The 21411-nt window shown below is 64.6% G+C and carries 20 protein-coding genes; 19 read left to right on the forward strand and 1 reads right to left on the reverse strand.

From position 1 onward, the window contains the following. Nucleotides 1–35 precede the first annotated feature (35 nt). The 14 genes from M2D63_RS16665 to M2D63_RS16730 all read left to right on the forward strand — a co-directional run bounded on the left by M2D63_RS16665 (nucleotide 36) and on the right by M2D63_RS16730 (nucleotide 15205). Nucleotides 36–1598, forward strand: coding sequence for a methyl-accepting chemotaxis protein (locus M2D63_RS16665; RefSeq protein WP_405310383.1), 1563 nt, complete (start codon nucleotides 36–38; stop codon nucleotides 1596–1598). A gap of 7 nt (nucleotides 1599–1605) precedes the next feature. Continuing rightward, complete coding sequence (locus M2D63_RS16670) at nucleotides 1606–2139, forward strand: chemotaxis protein CheW (RefSeq protein ID WP_285864046.1); 534 nt, start codon at nucleotides 1606–1608, stop codon at nucleotides 2137–2139. Next, on the forward strand, nucleotides 2136–3404 hold the full coding sequence (locus M2D63_RS16675) for a protein-glutamate O-methyltransferase CheR (protein ID WP_285864047.1): 1269 nt from the start codon (nucleotides 2136–2138) through the stop codon (nucleotides 3402–3404). The genes M2D63_RS16670 and M2D63_RS16675 overlap by 4 nt, the downstream gene beginning before the upstream one ends. Beyond that, the gene (locus M2D63_RS16680; RefSeq protein ID WP_285864048.1) at nucleotides 3401–4063 is read left to right on the forward strand and encodes a chemotaxis protein CheW; all 663 of its coding nucleotides are present in this window, start codon (nucleotides 3401–3403) and stop codon (nucleotides 4061–4063) included. Before M2D63_RS16675 ends, M2D63_RS16680 begins: the two co-directional genes overlap by 4 nt. Next, nucleotides 4060–6342 (forward strand): hybrid sensor histidine kinase/response regulator, encoded by a 2283-nt coding sequence (locus M2D63_RS16685; RefSeq protein ID WP_285864049.1) that lies wholly within the window; start codon nucleotides 4060–4062, stop codon nucleotides 6340–6342. The genes M2D63_RS16680 and M2D63_RS16685 overlap by 4 nt, the downstream gene beginning before the upstream one ends. Continuing rightward, nucleotides 6339–7352 (forward strand): chemotaxis response regulator protein-glutamate methylesterase, encoded by a 1014-nt coding sequence (locus M2D63_RS16690; RefSeq protein ID WP_285864050.1) that lies wholly within the window; start codon nucleotides 6339–6341, stop codon nucleotides 7350–7352. Before M2D63_RS16685 ends, M2D63_RS16690 begins: the two co-directional genes overlap by 4 nt. A gap of 51 nt (nucleotides 7353–7403) precedes the next feature. Further along, on the forward strand, nucleotides 7404–8408 hold the full coding sequence (locus tag M2D63_RS16695; protein ID WP_285864051.1) for a PleD family two-component system response regulator: 1005 nt from the start codon (nucleotides 7404–7406) through the stop codon (nucleotides 8406–8408). Between the two features lie 206 nt (nucleotides 8409–8614). After that, a protein-coding gene (prfB, locus tag M2D63_RS16700; RefSeq protein WP_285864052.1) for a peptide chain release factor 2 occupies nucleotides 8615–9710 on the forward strand; the annotation gives its coding sequence in 2 pieces (ribosomal slippage) (nucleotides 8615–8686 and nucleotides 8688–9710; 1095 coding nt in all). Between the two features lie 93 nt (nucleotides 9711–9803). Beyond that, a complete protein-coding gene (gene lysS / locus M2D63_RS16705) occupies nucleotides 9804–11306 on the forward strand; it encodes a lysine--tRNA ligase (protein WP_285864053.1) in 1503 nt (500 codons plus the stop codon). Nucleotides 11307–11403: 97 nt separating this feature from the next. Beyond that, entirely contained in the window at nucleotides 11404–12108 is a 705-nt protein-coding gene (locus M2D63_RS16710; protein ID WP_285864054.1) for a TetR/AcrR family transcriptional regulator, read from the forward strand. Between the two features lie 28 nt (nucleotides 12109–12136). Beyond that, nucleotides 12137–12682 carry a hypothetical protein gene (locus M2D63_RS16715; protein WP_285864055.1) on the forward strand — a complete coding sequence of 182 codons (546 nt, stop codon included), beginning with the start codon at nucleotides 12137–12139 and terminating at the stop codon, nucleotides 12680–12682. A 24-nt stretch (nucleotides 12683–12706) separates the two neighbouring features. Continuing rightward, nucleotides 12707–13984, forward strand: a complete 1278-nt coding sequence (locus M2D63_RS16720) for a flavohemoglobin expression-modulating QEGLA motif protein (protein WP_285864056.1) — start codon at nucleotides 12707–12709, stop codon at nucleotides 13982–13984. Continuing rightward, nucleotides 13956–14879, forward strand: a complete 924-nt coding sequence (locus tag M2D63_RS16725) for an alpha/beta hydrolase (protein ID WP_285864057.1) — start codon at nucleotides 13956–13958, stop codon at nucleotides 14877–14879. The genes M2D63_RS16720 and M2D63_RS16725 overlap by 29 nt, the downstream gene beginning before the upstream one ends. Then, nucleotides 14876–15205: a hypothetical protein gene (locus tag M2D63_RS16730; RefSeq protein WP_285864058.1), complete on the forward strand. Its 330-nt coding sequence runs from the start codon at nucleotides 14876–14878 to the stop codon at nucleotides 15203–15205. Before M2D63_RS16725 ends, M2D63_RS16730 begins: the two co-directional genes overlap by 4 nt. Nucleotides 15206–15332: 127 nt before the next feature. On the opposite strand, the gene M2D63_RS16735 is transcribed toward M2D63_RS16730, so the two are convergent. Continuing rightward, on the reverse strand, nucleotides 15333–15677 hold the full coding sequence (locus M2D63_RS16735; protein ID WP_285864059.1) for a pilin assembly protein: 345 nt from the start codon (nucleotides 15675–15677) through the stop codon (nucleotides 15333–15335). 135 nt (nucleotides 15678–15812) lie between these two features. On the opposite strand from M2D63_RS16735, the gene ppc reads away from it, so the two are divergent. From ppc to M2D63_RS16760, 5 genes are all read left to right on the forward strand, one after another. After that, nucleotides 15813–18440, forward strand: coding sequence for a phosphoenolpyruvate carboxylase (gene ppc, locus M2D63_RS16740; protein WP_285864060.1), 2628 nt, complete (start codon nucleotides 15813–15815; stop codon nucleotides 18438–18440). 253 nt (nucleotides 18441–18693) lie between these two features. Next, a complete protein-coding gene (adk, locus tag M2D63_RS16745) occupies nucleotides 18694–19344 on the forward strand; it encodes an adenylate kinase (protein ID WP_285864061.1) in 651 nt (216 codons plus the stop codon). An 87-nt stretch (nucleotides 19345–19431) separates the two neighbouring features. Then, nucleotides 19432–20106 carry a tRNA (adenosine(37)-N6)-threonylcarbamoyltransferase complex dimerization subunit type 1 TsaB gene (gene tsaB, locus M2D63_RS16750; RefSeq protein WP_285864062.1) on the forward strand — a complete coding sequence of 225 codons (675 nt, stop codon included), beginning with the start codon at nucleotides 19432–19434 and terminating at the stop codon, nucleotides 20104–20106. Between the two features lie 130 nt (nucleotides 20107–20236). Further along, nucleotides 20237–20524: a hypothetical protein gene (locus M2D63_RS16755; RefSeq protein WP_285864063.1), complete on the forward strand. Its 288-nt coding sequence runs from the start codon at nucleotides 20237–20239 to the stop codon at nucleotides 20522–20524. 3 nt (nucleotides 20525–20527) lie between these two features. After that, a complete protein-coding gene (locus tag M2D63_RS16760; protein WP_285864064.1) occupies nucleotides 20528–21397 on the forward strand; it encodes a DUF72 domain-containing protein in 870 nt (289 codons plus the stop codon). Nucleotides 21398–21411 lie beyond the last annotated feature (14 nt).

Raw genomic sequence — 21411 nt, forward strand, 5'->3', positions numbered from 1 at the left:
GGATTCTGGCGAGCTTCGCCGTGATCATCGCCATCATGCTGCTGATGGTGGTCGCCGCCTATTCACGGCTGGTGACAATCGAGTCCGGCGAGGAAGCGGTGCGCACCAACAGCATCCCCGGGGTCTACTACAGCTCGATGATCCGCAGCGCCTGGGTCGACAGTTATGTGGCGACCCAGCAACTGGTGGGCTTGAGCAACCACCGCGAGATCACCGCGACCGACCTTGATCAGTACAAGGGCTTCGAGGAACGTCTCAAGCAGCACATGGCCAGTTACCAGGCCACTATCCAGGATGCCGACGACCAGGCCAGTTTCAATGAGTTCGGTCGCCTTGAAGACGACTACATGAAGTCCATCGACACGGTGCTCGAAGCCTACCGCCGCAAGGACTACGTCGAAGCCCAGCGGCTGATCAGCGAAGTCCTGACCCCGGCCTGGATCACCGGCCGCAAGCACCTGAACGGCGTGATCGAGCGCAACCGGCAGTCGGCCGAAGAAGCGGCGGAGTCGATTGTCGGCGCCGTGGTCGCTGCCAAGATCAGCATGATCATTTCCCTGGTCCTGGCGGTCATCGCCGCGGCCATCTGCGGCTTGCTGCTGATGCGCGCCATCACTGCACCGATGCAGCGCATCGTCCAGGCCCTGGACAAACTTCGCAGCGGCGACCTGAGCGTGCGCATGAACCTGGACCGCAAGGACGAGTTCGGCGCCGTCGAAACCGGCTTCAACGACATGATGGGCGAGCTGACCAACCTGGTGTCCCAGGCCCAGCGCTCCTCGGTGCAGGTCACCACCTCGGTGACCGAGATCGCCGCCACCTCCAAGCAACAACAGGCCACCGCCACCGAGACGGCGGCCACCACCACGGAAATCGGCGCCACCTCGCGGGAAATCGCCGCCACCTCCCGTGACCTGGTGCGGACCATGACCGAGGTCACCTCGGCCGCCGACCAGGCCTCGATCCTCGCCGGATCCGGCCAGCAGGGCCTGGCGCGCATGGAAGAGACCATGCACCAGGTGATGGGCGCTGCCGATCTGGTCAACAACAAGCTGGCGATCCTCAACGAGAAGGCCGGCAACATCAACCAGGTGGTGGTGACCATCGTCAAGGTCGCCGACCAGACCAACCTGCTGTCGCTCAATGCTGCCATCGAGGCGGAAAAGGCCGGCGAATATGGTCGCGGCTTTGCCGTGGTGGCCACCGAGGTGCGTCGCCTGGCCGACCAGACTGCCGTGGCCACCTACGACATCGAGCAGATGGTCCGCGAGATCCAGTCGGCGGTCTCGGCCGGGGTCATGGGCATGGACAAGTTCTCCGAAGAAGTGCGCCGCGGCATGTTCGAGGTGCAGCAGGTGGGCGAGCAACTGAGCCAGATCATCCATCAGGTCCAGGCCCTGGCGCCGCGGGTGCTGATGGTCAACGAGGGCATGCAGGCCCAGGCCACCGGCGCCGAACAGATCAACCACGCCCTGGCGCAACTGGGTGATGCCAGCAGCCAGACCGTGGAGTCGCTGCGCCAGGCCAGTTTTGCCATCGACGAGTTGAGCCAGGTCGCTGCCGGACTGCGTGGCGGTGTCTCGCGGTTCAAAGTCTGATCCGCCGATGAACGACCTTCTGTTTCGCCGTCGCCAGCAGGCGAGCGACCACGGCACGCTGTACCTGCTGTTCAGGATTGCCGAGCAGCGTTTCGCCCTCGATGCCCATGAGGTCGCCGAAGTCCTGCCGCGCCTGCCGCTCAAGCCCATCGCCCAGACGCCTGCCTGGGTGGCCGGGGTGCTGGCCCATCGCGCGGCACTGGTGCCGGTGATCGATGTGGGGGCCCTGAGTTTCGGCGTGCCGGCACCTGTTCGCACCAGTACCCGCCTGGTGCTGGTGCACTACCGGGTCGATCCGCAGCGGCCGGAGCTGCTGCTGGGCTTGATTCTCGAACAGGCCACCCAGACCCTGCGTTGCCAGCCCGACGAGTTCCAGCCCTATGGCCTGGATAACCAGCAGGCGCCCTACCTTGGGCCGGTGCGCGAGGATGCCGAGGGGCTGGTGCAGCGCATCCGCGTCCAGGACCTGCTCAGCGACGAGGTGCGGGCCTTGCTGTTTCCACTGCCTGACCAGGCCGGTGACGGGCTGGAGCAGCCATGAGCAGCGGACAGCGGTTTTTCCGCTTCTTGCAGGAACGCATCGGCCTGGATGTCGCCTCGGTCGGCGCTCCCATGGTCGAGCGCGCCTTGCGCCAGCGCTGTGCGGCGCTGGAGGCACGCGACCTGGATGACTACTGGCTGCATCTGCAGCAGTCGGGCCAGGAACAACAGGCGCTGATCGAAGCGGTGATCGTCCCGGAGACCTGGTTCTTCCGCTACCCGGAGTCCTTCACCGCCCTGGCGAGCCTTGCCGGCAAGCGCCTGGCGGAGCTTGCCGGGATGCGTCCCCTGCGGATCCTCAGCCTGCCATGCTCGACCGGCGAGGAGCCGTACTCCATCGCCATGGCCTTGCTGGACGCCGGCATTGCCGCGCAGGCCTTCCGGGTCGACGGCATCGACATCAGCCCCAATTCGGTCGCCCGGGCCGAGCAGGCCCTGTACGGGCGCAACTCCTTTCGTGGTACTCACCTGGATTTTCGCCAGCGCCATTTCGATGAGTCCGAGCAAGGCCACAGCCTCCATGAGCGGGTACGCCAGCAGGTCAACCTGCAGGTGGGCAATGTGCTGGATCCGGCGTTGAAAGCCCGGGAAGGCAGCTACGATTTTGTCTTTTGCCGCAACTTGCTGATCTATTTCGATGTACCCACCCAGCAGCGCGTGTTCGAGGTGCTCAAGCGCCTGATCCATGAGCAGGGCGTGCTGTTCATCGGTCCGGCCGAGGGCAGCCTGCTGGCGCGCATGGGCATGCGCCCGCTGGGGATCGCCCAGTCGTTCGCCTACGTGCGCCAGGGGGAAGTGGAGCCTGCGCCTGTCAGCAAGCCCGCGGTTGCCCTGCCGCTGGCGCAAGCACCCGCGCCCGCCAGTCTGTCGCGTCCGATGGTGATCCCGGTGCGCAGGCCCAAGGCCGTCATGCCCAAGCGCGTCCCCCGGGCGCAGGTCGCCGACCCGAGCAGCGAATTGCTGGCACAGATTGCCCAGCTCGCCAACGCCGGCAGCAGCAGTGAAGCCCGGGCGGCGTGCTCGCGCTATCTGCAGCAGTATCCGCCCAGTGCCCAGGTGTTCTATTGGCAGGGGTTGCTCAGCGATACCGCTGGCGACAGCCAGGACGCCATCAGTCAGTACCGCAAGGCGCTGTACCTGGATCCGCAGCACCACGAAGCGCTGGTACACCTGGCCATGTTGCTCGATTCCCAGGGTGACAGCGCCGGTGCCCGGCGTCTGCAGGAGCGCGCCGCGCGCCGGGCTGAGCGGGAGTCTGATCAATGAAGGGAGAGCACGACGTGCAGCTGGTTGCCTCTGATGCCGCCGCCATCGATGACTGCTGGAACCGTATCGGTGTGCAGGGCGACAAGAGTTGTCCGCTGCTGGTGGAGCATATCCATTGTCGCAACTGTTCGGTCTATGCCGCCGCAGCCACGCGCCTGCTGGACCGTTATTCGCTGTCCCAGGGCGTGCACGAGCAGGCCCTGGCGCAGGAGGAGGGCGGCGGTCGGTCGATGCTGCTGTTCCGCCTCGGCGAGGAGTGGCTGGCCCTGGCCACCCGTTGCCTGGTCGAAGTCGCCCCGTTGCAACCGGTGCATTCGTTGCCCCATCAGCGCTCGCGGGTATTGCAGGGCGTCGCCAATGTCCGCGGGGCCCTGGTGCCGTGCCTGTCCATGGCTGACCTGCTGGGCCTGGAGGTGGCCGGTAATGGCGCTGCCTCGGCCCGGGTCATGCCGCGCATGCTGATCATCGCCGCCACCGGCGGGTCGGTGGTGGTGCGCGTGGATGAGGTCGATGGTATCCATGGCCTGGATCCGCAGCGGCTGCAGCAGGAACGTGCCGAAGCGCGTTTTACCGCTGCGGTACTGCAATGGCGTGGTCGCAGTGTGCGGGTGCTGGATGAAGAGCAAGTGCTGTCTGCCGTGAACCGGAGCCTGTCATGACCCCAGAGCAAATGCGCGATGCTTCATTGCTCGAACTGTTCAGCCTGGAGGCCGAGGCCCAGACCCAGGTCCTGAGTGCCGGCTTGCTGGCACTGGAGCGTAACCCGACCCAGGCCGACCAGCTGGAGGCCTGCATGCGTGCGGCCCACTCGCTCAAGGGCGCTGCGCGTATCGTTGGCGTCGATGCCGGGGTCAGCGTGGCCCATGTGATGGAAGACTGCCTGGTCGGCGCCCAGGAAGGGCGTCTGCTGCTGCGTGCCGAGCATATCGATACCTTGCTGCAGGGCACCGACCTGCTGATGCGGGTCGCCACCCCGGGGGATGCGAGCATCGAATCGGCGGTGCAGGCGTTCCTGGTGCAGATGGCTGCATTGCTCGATCCTGCCAGCGCGGTGAGTACCCCTGTGGCCGACCTGCCACCCCGCACAGTGCAAACGGTCGTGGCCCCCGCGCCGGCAGATCCGCTGGCCGAGCCTGCGGTACTCGACGCCGACCCTGAACCCGCCCCGGTAGCCAAGGGCGCGCGTGGCGGCGAGCGGGTGCTGCGGGTCACCGCCGAACGCCTGAACAGCTTGCTCGACCTGTCGAGCAAGTCGCTGGTCGAAACCCAGCGCCTCAAGCCTTACCTGGCCACCCTGCAGCGCCTCAAGCGTCTGCATGGCCAGAGCGTTCGCGCACTGGACGGCCTCAAGACCCAGCTCGAAGCCAGCGGCCAGAGCCCGGAAGTCCAGGAGGCCCTGGCCCAGGCCCAGCAACTACTGGGACAGACCCAGCAGATGCTGCTGCAACAGGCTGCCGACCTCGATGAATTCGGCTGGCAGGCCAGCCAGCGTGCGCAATTGCTCTATGACACGGCGCTGGCCTGCCGCATGCGTCCGTTTGCCGATGTACTGACCGGGCAGAGCCGCATGGTCCGCGACCTGGGGCGCAGCCTGGGCAAGCAGGTGAGCCTGGAGATCGAAGGCGAGAAGACCCAGGTCGATCGCGATGTCCTGGAGAAACTCGAAGCGCCCCTGACCCACCTGCTGCGCAACGCCGTCGACCATGGCATCGAGCTGCCGGAACGGCGCTTGCTGGCCGGCAAGTCGCTGGAAGGGCAGATCCGCCTGCGTGCTTCGCACCAGGCCGGCCTGCTGGTACTGGAAATCAGCGACGATGGCGGCGGCGTCGACCTTGAACGCCTGCGCCAGAGCATCGTCGAGCGCCAGTTGTCACCGGCCCAGACCGTGGCGCAGATGAGCGAGGCCGAGCTGCTGACCTTCCTGTTCCTGCCGGGCTTCAGCCTGCGTGACCAGGTCACCGAGGTGTCCGGTCGCGGTGTCGGCCTGGATGCGGTCCAGCACATGGTTCGCGAGTTGCGCGGTTCGATCGAGTTGACCCAGACCAGCGGCCAGGGCAGTTGCTTCCACCTGGAAGTGCCGCTGACGCTGTCGGTGGTGCGCAGCCTGGTGGTGGAAGTCGGTGCCGAGGCCTATGCCTTTCCCCTGGCGCATATCGAGCGCACCCTGGAGCTGCCGGCCGAGGCCATCGTGCAGATCGAGGGGCGCCAGCACTTCTGGCACGAAGGCCGGCATATTGGCCTGGTCGCGGCCAGCCAGTTGCTCAATCGACCGCCCAGCCAGGCCGACGGGCAGACCATCAAGGTGGTGGTGATTCGCGAGCGCGAGATGCTCTATGGCGTGGCGGTCGAACGCCTGGTCGGCGAGCGGGTGCTGGTGGTCATGCCGCTCGATGCGCGGCTGGGCAAGGTCCAGGACATTTCCGCCGGTGCCTTGCTCGATGATGGCGCCGTGGTGCTGATCATCGATGTCGAAGACCTGTTGCGTTCGGTCGACAAGCTGCTCAGCACCGGCCGCCTGGAGCGCATCGAGCGGGGCATGCGCGGTGCCCGCGAGGCAGCCCGCAAGCGGGTGCTGGTGGTCGACGACTCGCTGACCGTACGCGAACTGCAACGCAAGCTGCTGAGCAATCGCGGTTACGAGGTGGCGGTGGCGGTCGATGGCATGGATGGCTGGAACGCCTTGCGCAGCGAGGACTTCGACCTGCTGATCACCGACATCGACATGCCGCGCATGGACGGTATCGAACTGGTGACCTTGCTGCGCCGCGACAACCGCCTGCAGTCGCTGCCGGTCATGGTGGTTTCCTATAAGGACCGTGAAGAAGATCGCCGCCGTGGACTGGATGCCGGAGCCGACTACTATTTGGCAAAGGCCAGTTTCCACGATGATGCCTTGCTAGATGCCGTGGTCGAGTTGATCGGGGGAGCCCAGGGATGAAGATCGCTATCGTCAACGACATGCCCATGGCCGTGGAAGCCTTGCGTCGGGCGTTGGCCTTCGAGCCTGCGCACCAGGTGATCTGGGTGGCGGGTAACGGCGCCGAGGCGGTCAAGCTGTGTGCCGAGCAGACCCCCGACCTGATCCTGATGGACCTGATCATGCCGGTCATGGACGGGGTCGAGGCGACCCGGCGGATCATGGCCGAGACACCGTGCGCCATCGTCATCGTCACCGTGGACCGCCAGCAGAACGTCCACCGGGTGTTCGAGGCCATGGGCCATGGCGCCCTGGATGTGGTCGACACCCCGGCCCTGGGCGCCGGTGATCCCAGGGAGGCGGCGGCGCCCTTGCTACGCAAGATCCTCAACATCGGCTGGTTGATTGGCCAGCAGCGCAGTAATGCGCCGCGCCCCCTGGCCGCGCCGCTGCGTGAAGAAGTGCAGCGCCAGCGCCTGGTGGCCATCGGCTCCTCGGCCGGTGGCCCGGCGGCCCTGGAAGTGCTGCTCAAGGGCTTGCCGCGAGATTTTCCGGCGGCCATCGTGCTGGTCCAGCATGTCGACCAGGTCTTCGCCGCAGGGATGGCAGACTGGCTCAGCAGTGCCTCCGGGCTACCGGTGCGCCTGGCCTGTGAAGGCGAGGCGCCGCAGCCCGGCCAGGTCCTGCTGGCCGGCACCAACCACCACATCCGCCTGCTCAAGAGCGGCACCCTGGCCTACACCGCGGAGCCGGTGAACGAAATCTACCGGCCTTCGATCGACGTATTTTTTGAAAGCGTGGCCCGCTACTGGCGTGGCGACGCGGTTGGCGTGCTGTTGACCGGCATGGGCCGCGATGGCGCCCAGGGCCTGAAACTGATGCGCCAGCAGAACTTCCTGACCATTGCTCAGGACCAACACAGCAGCGCCGTTTACGGCATGCCCAAAGCGGCGGCGGCGATCGATGCGGCGGTGGAGATCCGCCCGCTGGAACGCATCGCTGCACGACTGATGGAAATTTTTCCGAAATGACGATATGTATTGAGCCACGCCGGTCCGCCGGCAGTGACCAGGTGACAGCGCATGAATGACTTACCGCTCGACGGTTTCCCGAGCATGAATGAAAACTCGGCAATGGTCCTGTTGGTCGACGATCAGGCCATGATTGGCGAGGCGGTGCGTCGTGGCCTGGCCCACGAAGAGAACATCGACTTCCACTTCTGCGCCGACCCGCACCAGGCGGTCGCCCAGGCCATCCGGATCAAGCCGACGGTGATCCTCCAGGACCTGATCATGCCCGGTCTCGACGGCCTGACCCTGGTGCGCGAGTACCGCAACAACCCGGCCACCCAGGACATTCCGATCATCGTCCTGTCGACCAAGGAAGACCCGTTGGTCAAAAGCGCGGCCTTTGCCGCCGGTGCCAACGACTACCTGGTCAAGCTGCCGGACAATATCGAACTGGTGGCGCGCATTCGCTACCACTCGCGCTCCTACCTGACCCTGTTGCAGCGCGACGAGGCCTATCGCGCCTTGCGCGTCAGCCAGCAGCAACTGCTCGACACCAACCTGGTGCTGCAGCGGCTGATGAACTCCGACGGCCTCACCGGGTTGTCCAACCGTCGTCATTTCGACGAATACCTGGAGCTGGAATGGCGCCGGGCCATGCGCGAGCAGGCCCAGCTGTCGTTGCTGATGATCGATGTCGACTATTTCAAGTCGTACAACGATACCTTCGGCCACCTGGCGGGTGACGAGGCGCTGCGCAAGGTCGCCGATGCCATTCGCGGCTCCTGCGCACGGCCCAGCGACCTGCCGGCGCGCTATGGCGGCGAGGAGTTCGCCCTGGTGCTTCCCAACACCTCGCCGGGCGGTGCCCGCCTGGTGGCGGAAAAACTGCGCCAGTCGGTGGCGGCGATGAAAATCGCCCACAACATGCCCGAAGCCGACTCCAGCCTGACCGTCAGCATCGGCCTGGCCACCCAGACGCCGGCCATGGGCAGCAACTGCCGGCAACTGATCTCGGCGGCGGACAAGGGCCTGTACCTGGCCAAGCACAACGGCCGCAACCAGGTCCGGGTGGATTGAACCGAGCCTGGCGGCCCGGGTTCGTGTAGGAGCGGGCTTGCCCCGCGATTGCGTACCGGCAATCACAGTGCATCGCGGGGCAAGCCCGCTCCTACGGTGGTTTGGCCCGCACCATTTTCCAAGCCGCCCGACGGGCTGCCGTCGGCTTTCAGACTCGGTTATACTCTCCGGCTTTTCTACAGAATACGCACGAGAGCTGCCCGCCCATGGAAATCCAACCGATCCTGAATACCATCAAGGACCTGACCGAGCGTTCCGAATCTATTCGGGGGTATCTTTGACTACGATCAAAAGCATGAGCGCCTGATCGAAGTCAACCGCGAGCTGGAAGACCCTGCCGTCTGGAACAAGCCCGAGTATGCCCAGGGCCTGGGGCGCGAGCGTGCGCTTCTGGCGCAGGTCGTCGAGACCCTGGACAAGCTGTCCGGTGGCCTGGCCGACTGCAAGGACCTGCTCGACATGGCCGTCGAGGAAGATGACGAAGGCGCCGTCGGCGACGTCATCAGCGAGTTGGAGGGCCTGGACGAGTCCCTGGCCAAGCTCGAATTCCGTCGCATGTTCAGCGGCGAGATGGACATGAACAACGCCTACCTGGACATCCAGGCCGGTTCCGGCGGCACCGAAGCCCAGGACTGGGCCAACATCCTGCTGCGCATGTACCTGCGCTGGGCCGACAAGCGCGGCTTCGATGCCACCATCATCGAACTGTCCGAAGGCGAAGTCGCCGGCATCAAGGGCGCCACCGTGCACATCAAGGGCGAGTACGCCTTCGGCTGGCTGCGCACCGAGATCGGCGTGCACCGCCTGGTGCGCAAGAGCCCGTTCGACTCCGGCGCCCGTCGCCACACCTCGTTCTCGGCGGTGTTCGTGTCCCCCGAGATCGACGACAAGGTCGAGATCGATATCAACCCGTCCGACCTGCGCATCGACACCTACCGCTCCTCGGGTGCCGGTGGTCAGCACGTCAACACCACCGACTCGGCGGTACGTATCACCCACGTGCCGACCAACACCGTGGTGGCCTGCCAGAACGAACGTTCCCAGCACGCCAACAAGGACACCGCCATGAAAATGCTGCGGGCCAAGTTGTATGAGCTGGAAATGCAGAAGCGCAACGCCGCTTCCCAGGCACTGGAAGACAGCAAGTCCGACATCGGCTGGGGCCACCAGATCCGCTCCTATGTACTCGATGACTCGCGCATCAAGGACCTGCGTACCGGCGTCGAGCGCAGCGACTGCCAGAAGGTCCTGGACGGCGACCTCGACCAGTACCTGGAAGCGAGCCTCAAGCAGGGACTGTAAACCGCACACCACCGCCGCGATACGAGGCCATCGGCCCGTATCGCGTGCCCTGCCCGACAAGGGCAACGAATACCTGATGGAAAGAATGACGACATGAGCGACCTCAATCTCGACCCGCAAGACCTGCAACAGGAAGAAAACAACCTGATCGCGCTGCGCAAGGAAAAGCTTGCTGCCGAGCGCGCCAAGGGTAATGCCTTCCCCAACGACTTCCGCCGTGACAGCTACTGCAACGACCTGCAGAAGCAATATGTCGACAAGACCAAGGAAGAGCTGGAAGCTGCAGCGATTCCGGTCAAGGTTGCCGGCCGCATCATGCTCAACCGTGGCTCGTTCATGGTGATCCAGGACATGACCGGTCGCATCCAGGTCTACGTCAACCGCAAGACCCTGCCAGAAGAAACCCTGGCCGCGGTCAAGACCTGGGACCTGGGCGACATCATCGCCGCCGAAGGTACCCTGGCCCGTTCCGGCAAGGGTGACCTGTACGTCGAGATGACCAACGTGCGTCTGCTGACCAAGTCGCTGCGCCCGCTGCCGGACAAGCACCACGGCCTGACCGATACCGAACAGCGCTATCGCCAGCGCTACGTCGACCTGATGGTCAACGAGGAAACTCGTCACACCTTCCGCGTTCGCTCGCAGGTCATCGCCCACATCCGCAACTTCCTGATGGCGCGCGACTTCCTCGAAGTGGAAACGCCGATGCTGCAGACCATCCCCGGTGGTGCCGCGGCCAAGCCGTTCGAAACCCACCACAACGCGCTGGACATGCAGATGTTCCTGCGTATCGCCCCGGAGCTGTACCTCAAGCGCCTGGTGGTCGGTGGCTTCGAGAAAGTCTTCGAAATCAACCGCAACTTCCGTAACGAAGGCGTTTCGACCCGGCACAACCCCGAGTTCACCATGCTCGAGTTCTACCAGGCCCACGCCGACTACGAAGACAACATGGACCTGACCGAGGAGCTGTTCCGCGAACTGGCGCAGCTTGTACTGGGGACTACCGACGTGCCGTATGGCGACAAGGTGTTCCACTTCGGCGAGCCGTTCGTGCGCCTGTCGGTGTTCGACTCGATCCTCAAGTACAACCCCGAGATCACTGCCGCCGACCTCAACGACATCGACAAGGCCCGTGAAATCGCCAAGAAAGCCGGTGCCAAGGTCCTGGGCTTCGAAGGCCTGGGCAAGCTGCAGGTGATGATTTTCGAAGAGCTGGTCGAGCACAAGCTGGAGCAGCCGCACTTCATCACCCAGTACCCGTTCGAAGTCTCGCCGCTGGCCCGTCGCAACGACGAGAATCCGAACGTCACCGACCGTTTCGAGCTGTTCATCGGTGGCCGCGAGATCGCCAACGCCTACTCCGAGCTCAACGATGCCGAAGACCAGGCCGAGCGCTTCATGGCCCAGGTGGCCGAGAAGGACGCCGGTGACGACGAAGCCATGCACTACGATGCCGACTTCGTTCGCGCCCTGGAATACGGCATGCCGCCGACCGCCGGTGAAGGCATCGGTATCGACCGTCTGGTGATGCTGCTGACCAACTCGCCGTCGATCCGCGACGTGATCCTGTTCCCGCACATGCGCCCGCAGGCCTGAGTGTCCTGAACAAGCCGCCTTTCGAGGCGGCTTTTTCTTGTCTGTCGATAATTTTTCATCGGATCCAACCAGGGGGAGACCTGCAGTGACTCCTGCAATGGCTCAACAAGGTGCGGCGGGCGTAGCTACGGCCGTCGCGGAAAGCGTGCAGTACCAGGGCCGCAAGGCCAGTCGCCAGGGCAGCGAACAGCGCCGCCAGGACATCCTCGACGCAGCCATGCGCATTGTCGTGCGCGACGGCGTGCGCGGTGTGCGCCACCGCGCGGTGGCGACCGAGGCCGGGGTTCCGCTGTCGGCGACCACTTACTACTTCAAGGACATCGAGGACCTGCTCACCGACACCTTCGCCCAGTACGTGGAGCGTAGTGCGGCCTACATGGCCAAACTGTGGGAAAGCGCCGAGGTGGTGCTGCGCCAGTTGCTCGCCCAGGGCGACGGCAGCCCGCAGAGCAGGGCACACCTGGCTGATGAGGTGGCGAAGATGACCGCCGATTACGTGCAGCGCCAGTTGCACAATCGCCGCGATTTCCTGATGGCCGAGCAGGCTTTTCGCCAGGAGGCCCTGCTGTGTCCGCGCCTGGCCGAGTTGGTCAGGCTGCACGAGCAGATTCTGCTGCGTGGTACCTGCCAGATGCTCCAGGTCGTGGGCTCGCGCCAGCCGCAGCAGGATGCGCTGGTGTTGACGGCGATTATCGAGCAGATGGAATATCAGGGCCTGCTCGACGGCTCACGCGTCGAGGCGCCTGCGCAGATGCTCGCTATCCTTACCCGGTACCTGCATCTGGTGCTGGCCGCCGCGTGAGGCGCGGCCCTATTTCAAGGAGAACCCGATGAAAGCCAGAAGTCTGCTGTTGGCGCTGTCGTTCCTGCTGCTTGGCGGTTGTCTGGTGACCTTCAATGAGCCGATTCCGGCGAACGAGGCGGCGCCGCGCGCCCTGCTCGGCAAATGGACCAGCAAGGACGCCTGGGGCGAGCCGCTGAACCTGGTGATCAGCCGCAGCGGTGGCAATGCCTACAAGGCCGTGGCCACCGGCAAGGACAAGAAGCACGACGAGTACGCCTTCACCGTGTCCCGACATGGCAATCGCTGGTACCTCTCGGCCGGTGTGCCCAAGCGCCTGGGCGGCAACTTCCTGATCGGCGGGTTCGATGTGATCGACGGCAAGGAGCTGGTGATCTACAACCTCGACGTCGAGCAGGTCAACCAGGCCGTGGAGAAGAAAGAGCTCAGCGGCCGTACCTACGAGGTGCCGGACGACAACGGTGAAGGCGTACTGATCGACAGCCCGGTGGAGCGGGTCATGGCCTACCTGGACGATCCGGCCAACTCCGACCTGTTCATCGAAGTGGCGCGGTTCCAGCGGGCCGGCAAGTAATACTGACGATTCAAGGAGTCAAGGGTGGACGAGTACCAGCAGACGATACGTGCCCTGTCTGATCGCATTGTCCTGGCGCAAACGCCCATTCGCGTGCTCGATGCGGTGAAGTGGGACGATAGCATTCGCCAGGGCTTCCTCAAGGCCAAGGGCCGGGAGATGCCGGCGGTGGATCGCGCCTATTACCTGGCGCGACCGCTGTCGTTCGATTCCAGCGCGGTGAAGCTTGAATTCCAGAACATCGAGCGTGACATCACCCGCCAGCTGGGCCAGTTCAACCCGGTCGGGCAGATCATGCGGCGCATGTGCAAGGAATACCGCATGGTGGTGCGCATGCTCGAGGCGCGTGGCACCGAGGACTTCGGCCTGATCTCCCAGGAACTCTATGGCGCGGCCTCCGATGCCTTCCATGCCGGCGATCCGACCCTGTCGGACCTGGGGCTGATGCTCTCGGATTACCTGAACAACATCGATGGCCGGGGCGATCTCAAGGACGAACCGAAGGACCTCACCGCCAAGCAGGCCGTGGAGATGCTCCAGCGGCGCCTGAACAAAGTGTTCAACGAGGCCGAGGACACCATCCGCGTGTTCGAGTCCGATGGCATCGTCGCCGATGCCGCCGCCGGCGCCGACTACATCAAGATCCGCAGCGACGCCATGTTCAACAGCCGCGACGTGCGCGCCCTGGAGGTCCATGAGGGGCTGGTGCACGTGGGCACCACCTTGAACGGCCTGAACCAGCCGATCTGCACCTTCCTGGCCAAGGGCCCGCCCTCGTCGACCGTGACCCAGGAAGGCCTGGCGATCCTCATGGAGGTGATCGCCTTCGCCTCCTACCCCAGCCGCCTGCGCAAGCTGACCAACCGCACCCGGGCCATCCACATGGTCGAGGAGGGCGCCGATTTCATGCAGATCTACGAGTTCTTCCGCGCCCAGGGCTTTGGCATGCCGGAAAGCTACGGCAACGCCAGCCGGGTGTTCCGCGGCTCGGTGCCCAATGGTCTGCCATTTACCAAGGACTTGTCCTACCTCAAGGGCTTCATCATGGTTTACAACTATATTCAGTTGGCCGTGCGCAAGGGCAAGCTCGAACAGATCCCCTTGCTGTTCTGCGGCAAGACCACCCTTGAAGACATGCGCACGATGCGCCAACTGGTCGATGAAGGCCTGGTGGAACCGCCCAAGTACTTGCCGGAACAGTTCCGCGACCTCAACGCGCTGTCGGCCTGGATGTGTTTCTCCAACTTCCTCAACCACCTGAGCCTGGACCGGATTGAAGCCGACTATTCGAACATTCTCTGAAGCAGGGCGCAGGTGCCTGGGCCTGCTGCTGGTGTTGCTGAGTCTGGGCGGCTGCAGTTCGCTGCTGTTCTATCCCGAGCCCGGCCAGCCGTTCACTCCGGAGAAGGCCAAGCTGCAGTTTCGCGATGTCACCCTGACGGCGGCCGACGGCACTCGCTTGCACGGCTGGTGGCTGCCGGCCAAGGCCGGCGTCGAGGTCAAGGGCACGGTGCTGCACCTGCATGGCAATGGCGGCAACCTGGCCTGGCATCTTGGCGGCAGTTGGTGGTTGCCCGAGCAGGGCTATCAGGTGCTGCTGCTGGATTACCGCGGTTACGGGCTGTCCCAGGGCAAGCCGGCCTTGCCACAGGTTTACCAGGACATCGCCGCCGCCCTCGACTGGCTGGAGCGTGCCCCCGAGGTGCAGGGCAAGCCCCAGGTGTTGTTGGGGCAGAGCCTGGGCGGCGCCATGGCCATCCATTACCTGGCCGAGCATCCGCAGCAGGCCCGCCGCTTCAAGGCCATGGTGTTCGACGGCGTGCCGGCCAGCTATCGCCAGGTCGGACGCTTTGCCCTGAGCAATCACTGGATGACCTGGCCCTTGCAGGTGCCGCTGTCCTGGTTGGTGCCCGACGGCGACAGCGCGATTCATTCGATCGAGCAGCTCAAGGCGACGCCCAAGTTGTTCTTCCACAGCATCGATGATCCGATCGTGCCGCTGGCCAACGGCATCCAGCTGTACCAGGCGGCGCCACCGCCGAGAGTGTTGCAACTGACCCGTGGCGGCCATGTGCAGACCTTTTCCGACAAGACCTGGCGCCAGGTGATGCTGCGCTTTCTCGATGACCCTGAACATTTCAATGGATTGCGGCGCCTGGCCGAAGTCCCTAATTACCCTGACGAGACGTCACAATGAGTGAAGAACGTAACGCGATTCCCCTGATCATCACTGGAGTCTGCAGCATCATCGGTACGGTGGGTGCCCTGTGGTACTACGGCTACCTGCACTTCGCCAAGCCCGAGGATGCCCTGTTGCTGTCGGACTTCACCATGCTCAAGACCATTCCTGGGGAGGACTACAAGATCTCCCTGCAACCGGCGACCCAGGTGGCCCAGTGTGTCGATGGCGTGCTGGTGCTGTTCGATACCGCGCAAAAGGGCCTGACCGGCGTGCTGGTGAACAGCAAGAAGCAGGCGGTGCGCTGCCTGGGCCAGGAAACCCCACAAGAGGTTCAGGAGTAACAACTGCTCGCCGGTGGGAGCGGGCTTGCCCCGCGATTGCGTGCTGGGCGTCACAACGCATCGCGGGTCAAGCCCGCTCCCACATGTCCCCCTGTAGGAGCGGGCTTGCCCCGCGAATAATGCCACTTCAATGCGTTGATTCGTCCTTGCGGCTGTCCATGGCCTGCAGGTAACGACGCGACAGGGCTAGAAAGCGCGGGGTCGGGCCGATGTCTTCGTACAGCGGATCACCTTCCTCGTCGGTGGCGATCACTTGCTGGCCCTTGACGTAGGGGAAGCTGGCTTCCAGTTCCTCCAGGGCCGCTCCCACCAGTTCACCGAGCAGTTCTTCCGGCCGGCGCTTGGGGTACATCTCGGCCAGGGCGGCCAGGCGCGCCGCCGATTCCACATCCAGATGCAGGACGTGGCCGGTGGGGCTCAGGCGACCCTTGGCGTTGCGTTCCCAATGCCGGGCAAGCTCACGGATTTTCATGATGACCTCGTAAAGACCTGGGTATCAGTATTCAGCGTAGTCACTGCACAGCCTTTGGTCTGCCTTGAAAGCATGACCGGTAGTGGGGCACTCTGGTCCCAGAGCGGTTTTCCAGGAATGCCGGAGACAAGGCTGATGACTGATATCGATGTGCGCTTGCGTGAAGATGTTCATCTGTTGGGCGAGTTGTTGGGCGATACCGTGCGCGAGCAGTACGGCGAGGCGTTCCTGCAGAAGATCGAGGCCATTCGCCGCAGCGCCAAGGCCGACCGCAGTGGCAGCGCCGAGCAGTTGAGTTCGACCCTGGGCGACCTTGCCGAAGACGAATTGCTGCCGGTGGCCAGGGCCTTCAACCAGTTCCTCAACCTGGCCAACATCGCCGAGCAGTACCAGTTGATCCGCCGTCGTGATGCCGGCCAGCCCGAGCCCTTCGAAGCCCGGGTGTTGCCCGAACTGCTGGCGCGGCTCAAGGCCGCCGGGCACAGTGAAGATGCCCTGGCGCGCCAGCTGGGCAAACTCAATATCGAATTGGTGCTGACCGCGCACCCCACCGAAGTGGCGCGCCGTACGCTGATCCAGAAGTACGACGCCATCGCCGCGCAGCTGGCCGCCCAGGATCACCGCGATCTGATACCGGCCGAGCGCGAGCAGATCCGCACCCGCCTGCAGCGGTTGATCGCCGAGGCCTGGCACACCGAAGAAATCCGCCGCACCCGGCCGACGCCGGTGGACGAAGCCAAATGGGGCTTTGCGGTCATCGAACACTCGCTCTGGCAGGCCATTCCCCATCACCTGCGCAAGGTCGACAAGGCCCTGCATGAGGCCACCGGCCTGCGCCTGCCGCTGGAGGCCGCACCGATCCGTTTCGCCTCGTGGATGGGTGGCGACCGCGACGGCAACCCCAATGTCACTGCGCCCGTGACCCGTGAAGTCCTGTTGCTGGCGCGCTGGATGGCCGCCGACCTGTTCTTGCGTGATATCGACTCCCTGGCTGCCGAGCTGTCCATGCAGCAAGCCAGCGACGCCCTCCGGGCCAGGGTCGGCGACTCGGCCGAGCCTTACCGCACGCTGCTCAAGCAGTTGCGTGACCGCCTGCGCGAAACCCGTGCCTGGGCGCAGAGTGCCCTGACTACGCCACATGCGCCGTCGCCCCTGGTATTGCAGGACAACCAGGAACTGTTCGAACCCCTGCAGCTGTGCTTCGACTCGCTGCACGCCTGCGGCATGGGCGTGATTGCCGACGGCCCGCTGCTCGACTGCCTGCGCCGGGCGGTGACCTTTGGCCTGTTCCTGGTGCGCCTGGACGTGCGCCAGGACGCTGCACGGCATACCGCGGCGCTCAGTGAAATCACCGATTACCTGGGCCTGGGGCGCTATGCCGACTGGGACGAAGAGGCGCGCATCGCCTTCCTCCAGCAGGAACTCAACAGCCGGCGGCCACTGCTGCCGGGTTACTTCAAACCCCAGGCCGACACCGCCGAAGTGCTCGCCACCTGCCGCGAGATCGCCGCGGCGCCGGCGGCCTCGCTGGGCTCCTATGTGATTTCCATGGCCGGCGCCGCTTCCGACGTGCTCGCTGTGCAACTGTTGCTCAAGGAAGCCGGCGTACTGCGCCCGATGCGCGTGGTGCCGTTGTTCGAAACCCTGGCCGACCTCGATAACGCTGGCCCGGTGATGGAGCGCCTGCTCGGTTTGCCGGGCTACCGCAGTGGCTTGCATGGCCCGCAGGAAGTGATGATCGGTTATTCCGACTCGGCCAAGGATGCCGGCACCACGGCCGCGGCCTGGGCGCAGTACCGGGCCCAGGAGACGCTGGTGCGCATCTGCCGTGAGCAGCAGGTCGAGTTGCTGCTGTTCCATGGTCGTGGTGGCACCGTCGGGCGCGGCGGCGGTCCGGCCCATGCGGCGATCCTGTCGCAGCCGCCAGGCTCGGTGGCGGGGCGCTTCCGTACCACCGAGCAGGGCGAGATGATCCGCTTCAAGTTCGGCTTGCCGGATATCGCCGAGCAGAACCTCAACCTGTACCTGGCCGCCGTGCTCGAAGCGACCCTGCTGCCGCCACCGCCGCCGCAACCGGCCTGGCGCGAACTGATGGACCAATTGGCCGCCGACGGGGTCAAGGCCTACCGTGGGGTGGTGCGCGACAACCCCGAGTTCGTCGAGTACTTCCGCCAGTCCACCCCGGAACAGGAACTGGGGCGCCTGCCTTTGGGCAGCCGACCGGCCAAGCGCCGCGCCGGTGGTATCGAAAGCCTGCGGGCGATCCCGTGGATCTTCGGCTGGACCCAGACCCGCCTGATGTTGCCGGCCTGGCTGGGCTGGGAAGCGGCGCTGAACAACGCCCTGGCTCGCGGGCAAGGTGAGTTGCTGGCGCAGATGCGCGAGCAGTGGCCGTTCTTCCGCACCCGCATCGACATGCTGGAGATGGTCCTGGCCAAGGCCGACAGCGATATCGCCCGATCCTACGACCAACGTCTGGTGCAACCAGAACTGCGACCTTTGGGTGCACATTTGCGCGACCTATTGTCGCAGGCGTGCGCGGTGGTGCTGGGTCTGACCGGGCAGCCGGTGCTACTGGAACATAGCCCTGAGACCCTGGAATTCATCCGCTTGCGCAACACCTACCTGGACCCGCTGCATCTATTGCAGGCCGAGTTGCTGGCCCGTTCGCGCAGCCGCGAAGCCGCTCTGGACAGCCCGCTGGAGCAGGCGTTGCTGGTTACCGTGGCGGGTATCGCGGCGGGTTTGCGCAATACCGGCTGAGCACGGGTTGCGATGGCCCGGCCCTGCCGTGAGGCGGACAAGAGTGCTTGCAAAGCAACAGGTTGCGCTGGGCGCAACCTGCGGCTGGCAGAGTCGATGCGTGGGGTTTTTTCCGACTTTCGACCGCTTGTGTGGCATTAAAGCGCTGTGTATCTTGAGCAGCCTTTTGACCAATTTGTGGTCATGACCCAATTCCGGACTTGGCCCTCTGCGCCGACTCCATTGATTTGCTTACAAAAATGAGGAGCACAAGATGCGCGTAATTCTGCTGGGAGCTCCCGGGGCCGGTAAAGGTACTCAGGCACAGTTCATCACCGAAAAATTCGGTATTCCACAGATTTCCACCGGCGACATGCTGCGCGCCGCCGTCAAGGCCGGCACCCCGCTGGGCCTGGAACTGAAAAAAGTCATGGATGCCGGCCAGCTGGTCTCCGACGAGCTGATCATCAGCCTGGTCAAGGAACGCATCGCCCAGCCTGACTGCGCCAAAGGCTGCCTGTTCGACGGTTTCCCACGCACCATTCCACAGGCTGAGGCCATGGTTGCTGCGGGCGTCGACATCGACGCCGTGGTCGAGATCGCCGTCGACGACGAAGAGATCGTCGGTCGCATGGCCGGTCGCCGCGTGCACCTGGCTTCGGGTCGTACCTACCACATCCAGTACAACCCGCCGAAGGTCGAAGGCAAGGACGACGCCACCGGCGAAGACCTGATCCAGCGTGATGACGACAAGGAAGAGACCGTGCGTCATCGCCTGTCGGTCTATCACACCCAGACCAAGCCACTGGTGGACTTCTACCAGAAGCTGTCGGCCGCCAACGCCGGCAAACCGAAGTACAGCCGCATCGAAGGCGTCGGCTCGGTCGAAGCCATCACCGCCAAGGTCCTGGCAGCCCTGAGCTGATCAGTACCCTCTGGTGCAGACAACGGCCCGCTTGCGGGCCGTTGTTGTTTATAATGCCGCTCTTTTTTCATTTGCCTGGATACACCGATGACCACCTTGCTGGCCCTGGATACCGCCACTGAAGCCTGCTCCGTTGCCTTGCTGCATGACGGCAAGGTTTCCAGCCATTACGAGGTGATCCCGCGCCTGCATGCGCAGAAGCTGCTGCCGATGATCCAGCAGTTGCTGGCCGACGCCGGCACCACGTTGTCGGCGCTCGACGCCATTGCCTTCGGCCGTGGCCCGGGCGCCTTCACCGGCGTGCGCATCGCCATCGGCGTGGTCCAGGGCCTGGCCTTCGCCCTGGAGCGTCCGGTGCTGCCGGTGTCCAACCTGGCGGTGCTGGCCCAGCGGGCCCTGCGCGAGCGGGGCGTCTCGCAGGTGGCGGCGGCCATCGATGCGCGCATGGATGAAGTGTACTGGGGCTGCTACCAGGCGGTAGCCGGCGAGATGCGCCTGGTCGGCAGCGAAGCGGTGTTGGCGCCAGAGCGGGCACAACTGCCTGCCGATGCCAGCGGCGAGTGGTTCGGTGCCGGTACCGGCTGGAACTACGCCGAGCGCATCGGCGTTACCCCGAGCGGTCACGACGCCACCCTGCTGCCCCATGCCCAGGACCTGCTGACCCTGGCCACCTTCGCCTGGCAGCGGGGCGAGGCGATTGCCGCCGACCTCGCCCAGCCGGTCTACCTGCGCGACAACGTGGCGACGCCCAAGGCTCGCTGAGTGCACTTCGTCGGTTATTCCCAGGCCAAATAAAACCTTTTGCCCGATCTGTGGTCCAGTTATCAGTCAGGCATTAGCGAAGGATCACTGGTGCTGCTAAATTGCCATCAGTGCTTCCGAGTAGATCGCCATGCGAATCGACGGTTTTTCCTCACAGTCCTATCCGATCAAGCGAGCCCCGCGCAAAGCGCCGGTGCGTAACGATGACGTGGACGAGGACCTGCCGGGCGAATACGAAGTGCAGCCCCAGGCCAGCTCCGGCCAGGCGCGCAGTTCCGGTCTGCCGGCCCGCCAGCAGGACATGATCTTCCCCCGGGCGCGGGACAAGCGCACCGCCCAGGCCCTGGCCAGCTACCTGACCACCTCGGGGTTTGTCGACTGGGAGATGGAAGTGCTGGGGCTGGACCTGTACATTTGATGGATGAGTCTGTCCACACTGCCTTATTTTCTCGGTTGCCCGTCCTGGAGTGAAAACGCCTGGCGCGAGTACCTGTACCCCGCAGACGCCAAGAGCGGCGATTTTCTCGGCCTCTACAGCCAGGTCTTCAATGCCGTTGAAGGCAACACCACCTTTTATGCCCGCCCGGCCCCGGCGACCGTCGAACGCTGGGCCCGGATCATGCCTGCGCATTTTCGCTTCACTGCCAAGTTTCCCGGTGACATCAGTCATGGCGGCGACCTGCGCGGGCAGCTGACGGCGGCGCAGACCTTCATCGAATTGCTCAAGCCCCTGGGCGAGCGCGTGGCCCCTTACTGGCTGCAATTGCCGGCGACTTTCGGCCCGGTGCGGCTGGGGGAGCTGGTGACCTTTCTCGACGAACTCGACGTGCCCATTGCCGTCGAGGTGCGCAACGATGCCTTCTTCGCCCGGGGCGATGAAGAGCGCCTGCTCAACCGCCTGCTGCTCGACCGTGGCATCGAGCGCATCTGCCTGGACCCGCGCGCCTTGTTCAGTTGCACCTCGCGCGAGCCGGGCGTGTTGCATGCCCAGGCGAAAAAGCCACGTGTGCCGCCGCGCCCGACAGCCTTCAGCCAGCACCCGCAGGTGCGCTTCATCGGTCACCCGGAACTGCACGCCAACGAATCCTATCTACTACCATGGCTGGACAAGGTCGCTGCCTGGATCGAGGAAGGGCGCAGCCCTTATGTTTTCCTGCATACTGCCGACAACCGCCTGGCCGCAGCCCTGGCCCAGCGCTTTCATCGCGGACTGATGGAGCGCCTGCCGGGACTGGCGGCCTTGCCTGAACTGGACAGGACGCCTGAGGCCGAACAGCTCGGCCTGCTCTGAACGCGTCCTGCCGC

The organism is Pseudomonas sp. BJa5 (assembly GCF_030272875.2).
Classification (GTDB): domain Bacteria; phylum Pseudomonadota; class Gammaproteobacteria; order Pseudomonadales; family Pseudomonadaceae; genus Aquipseudomonas.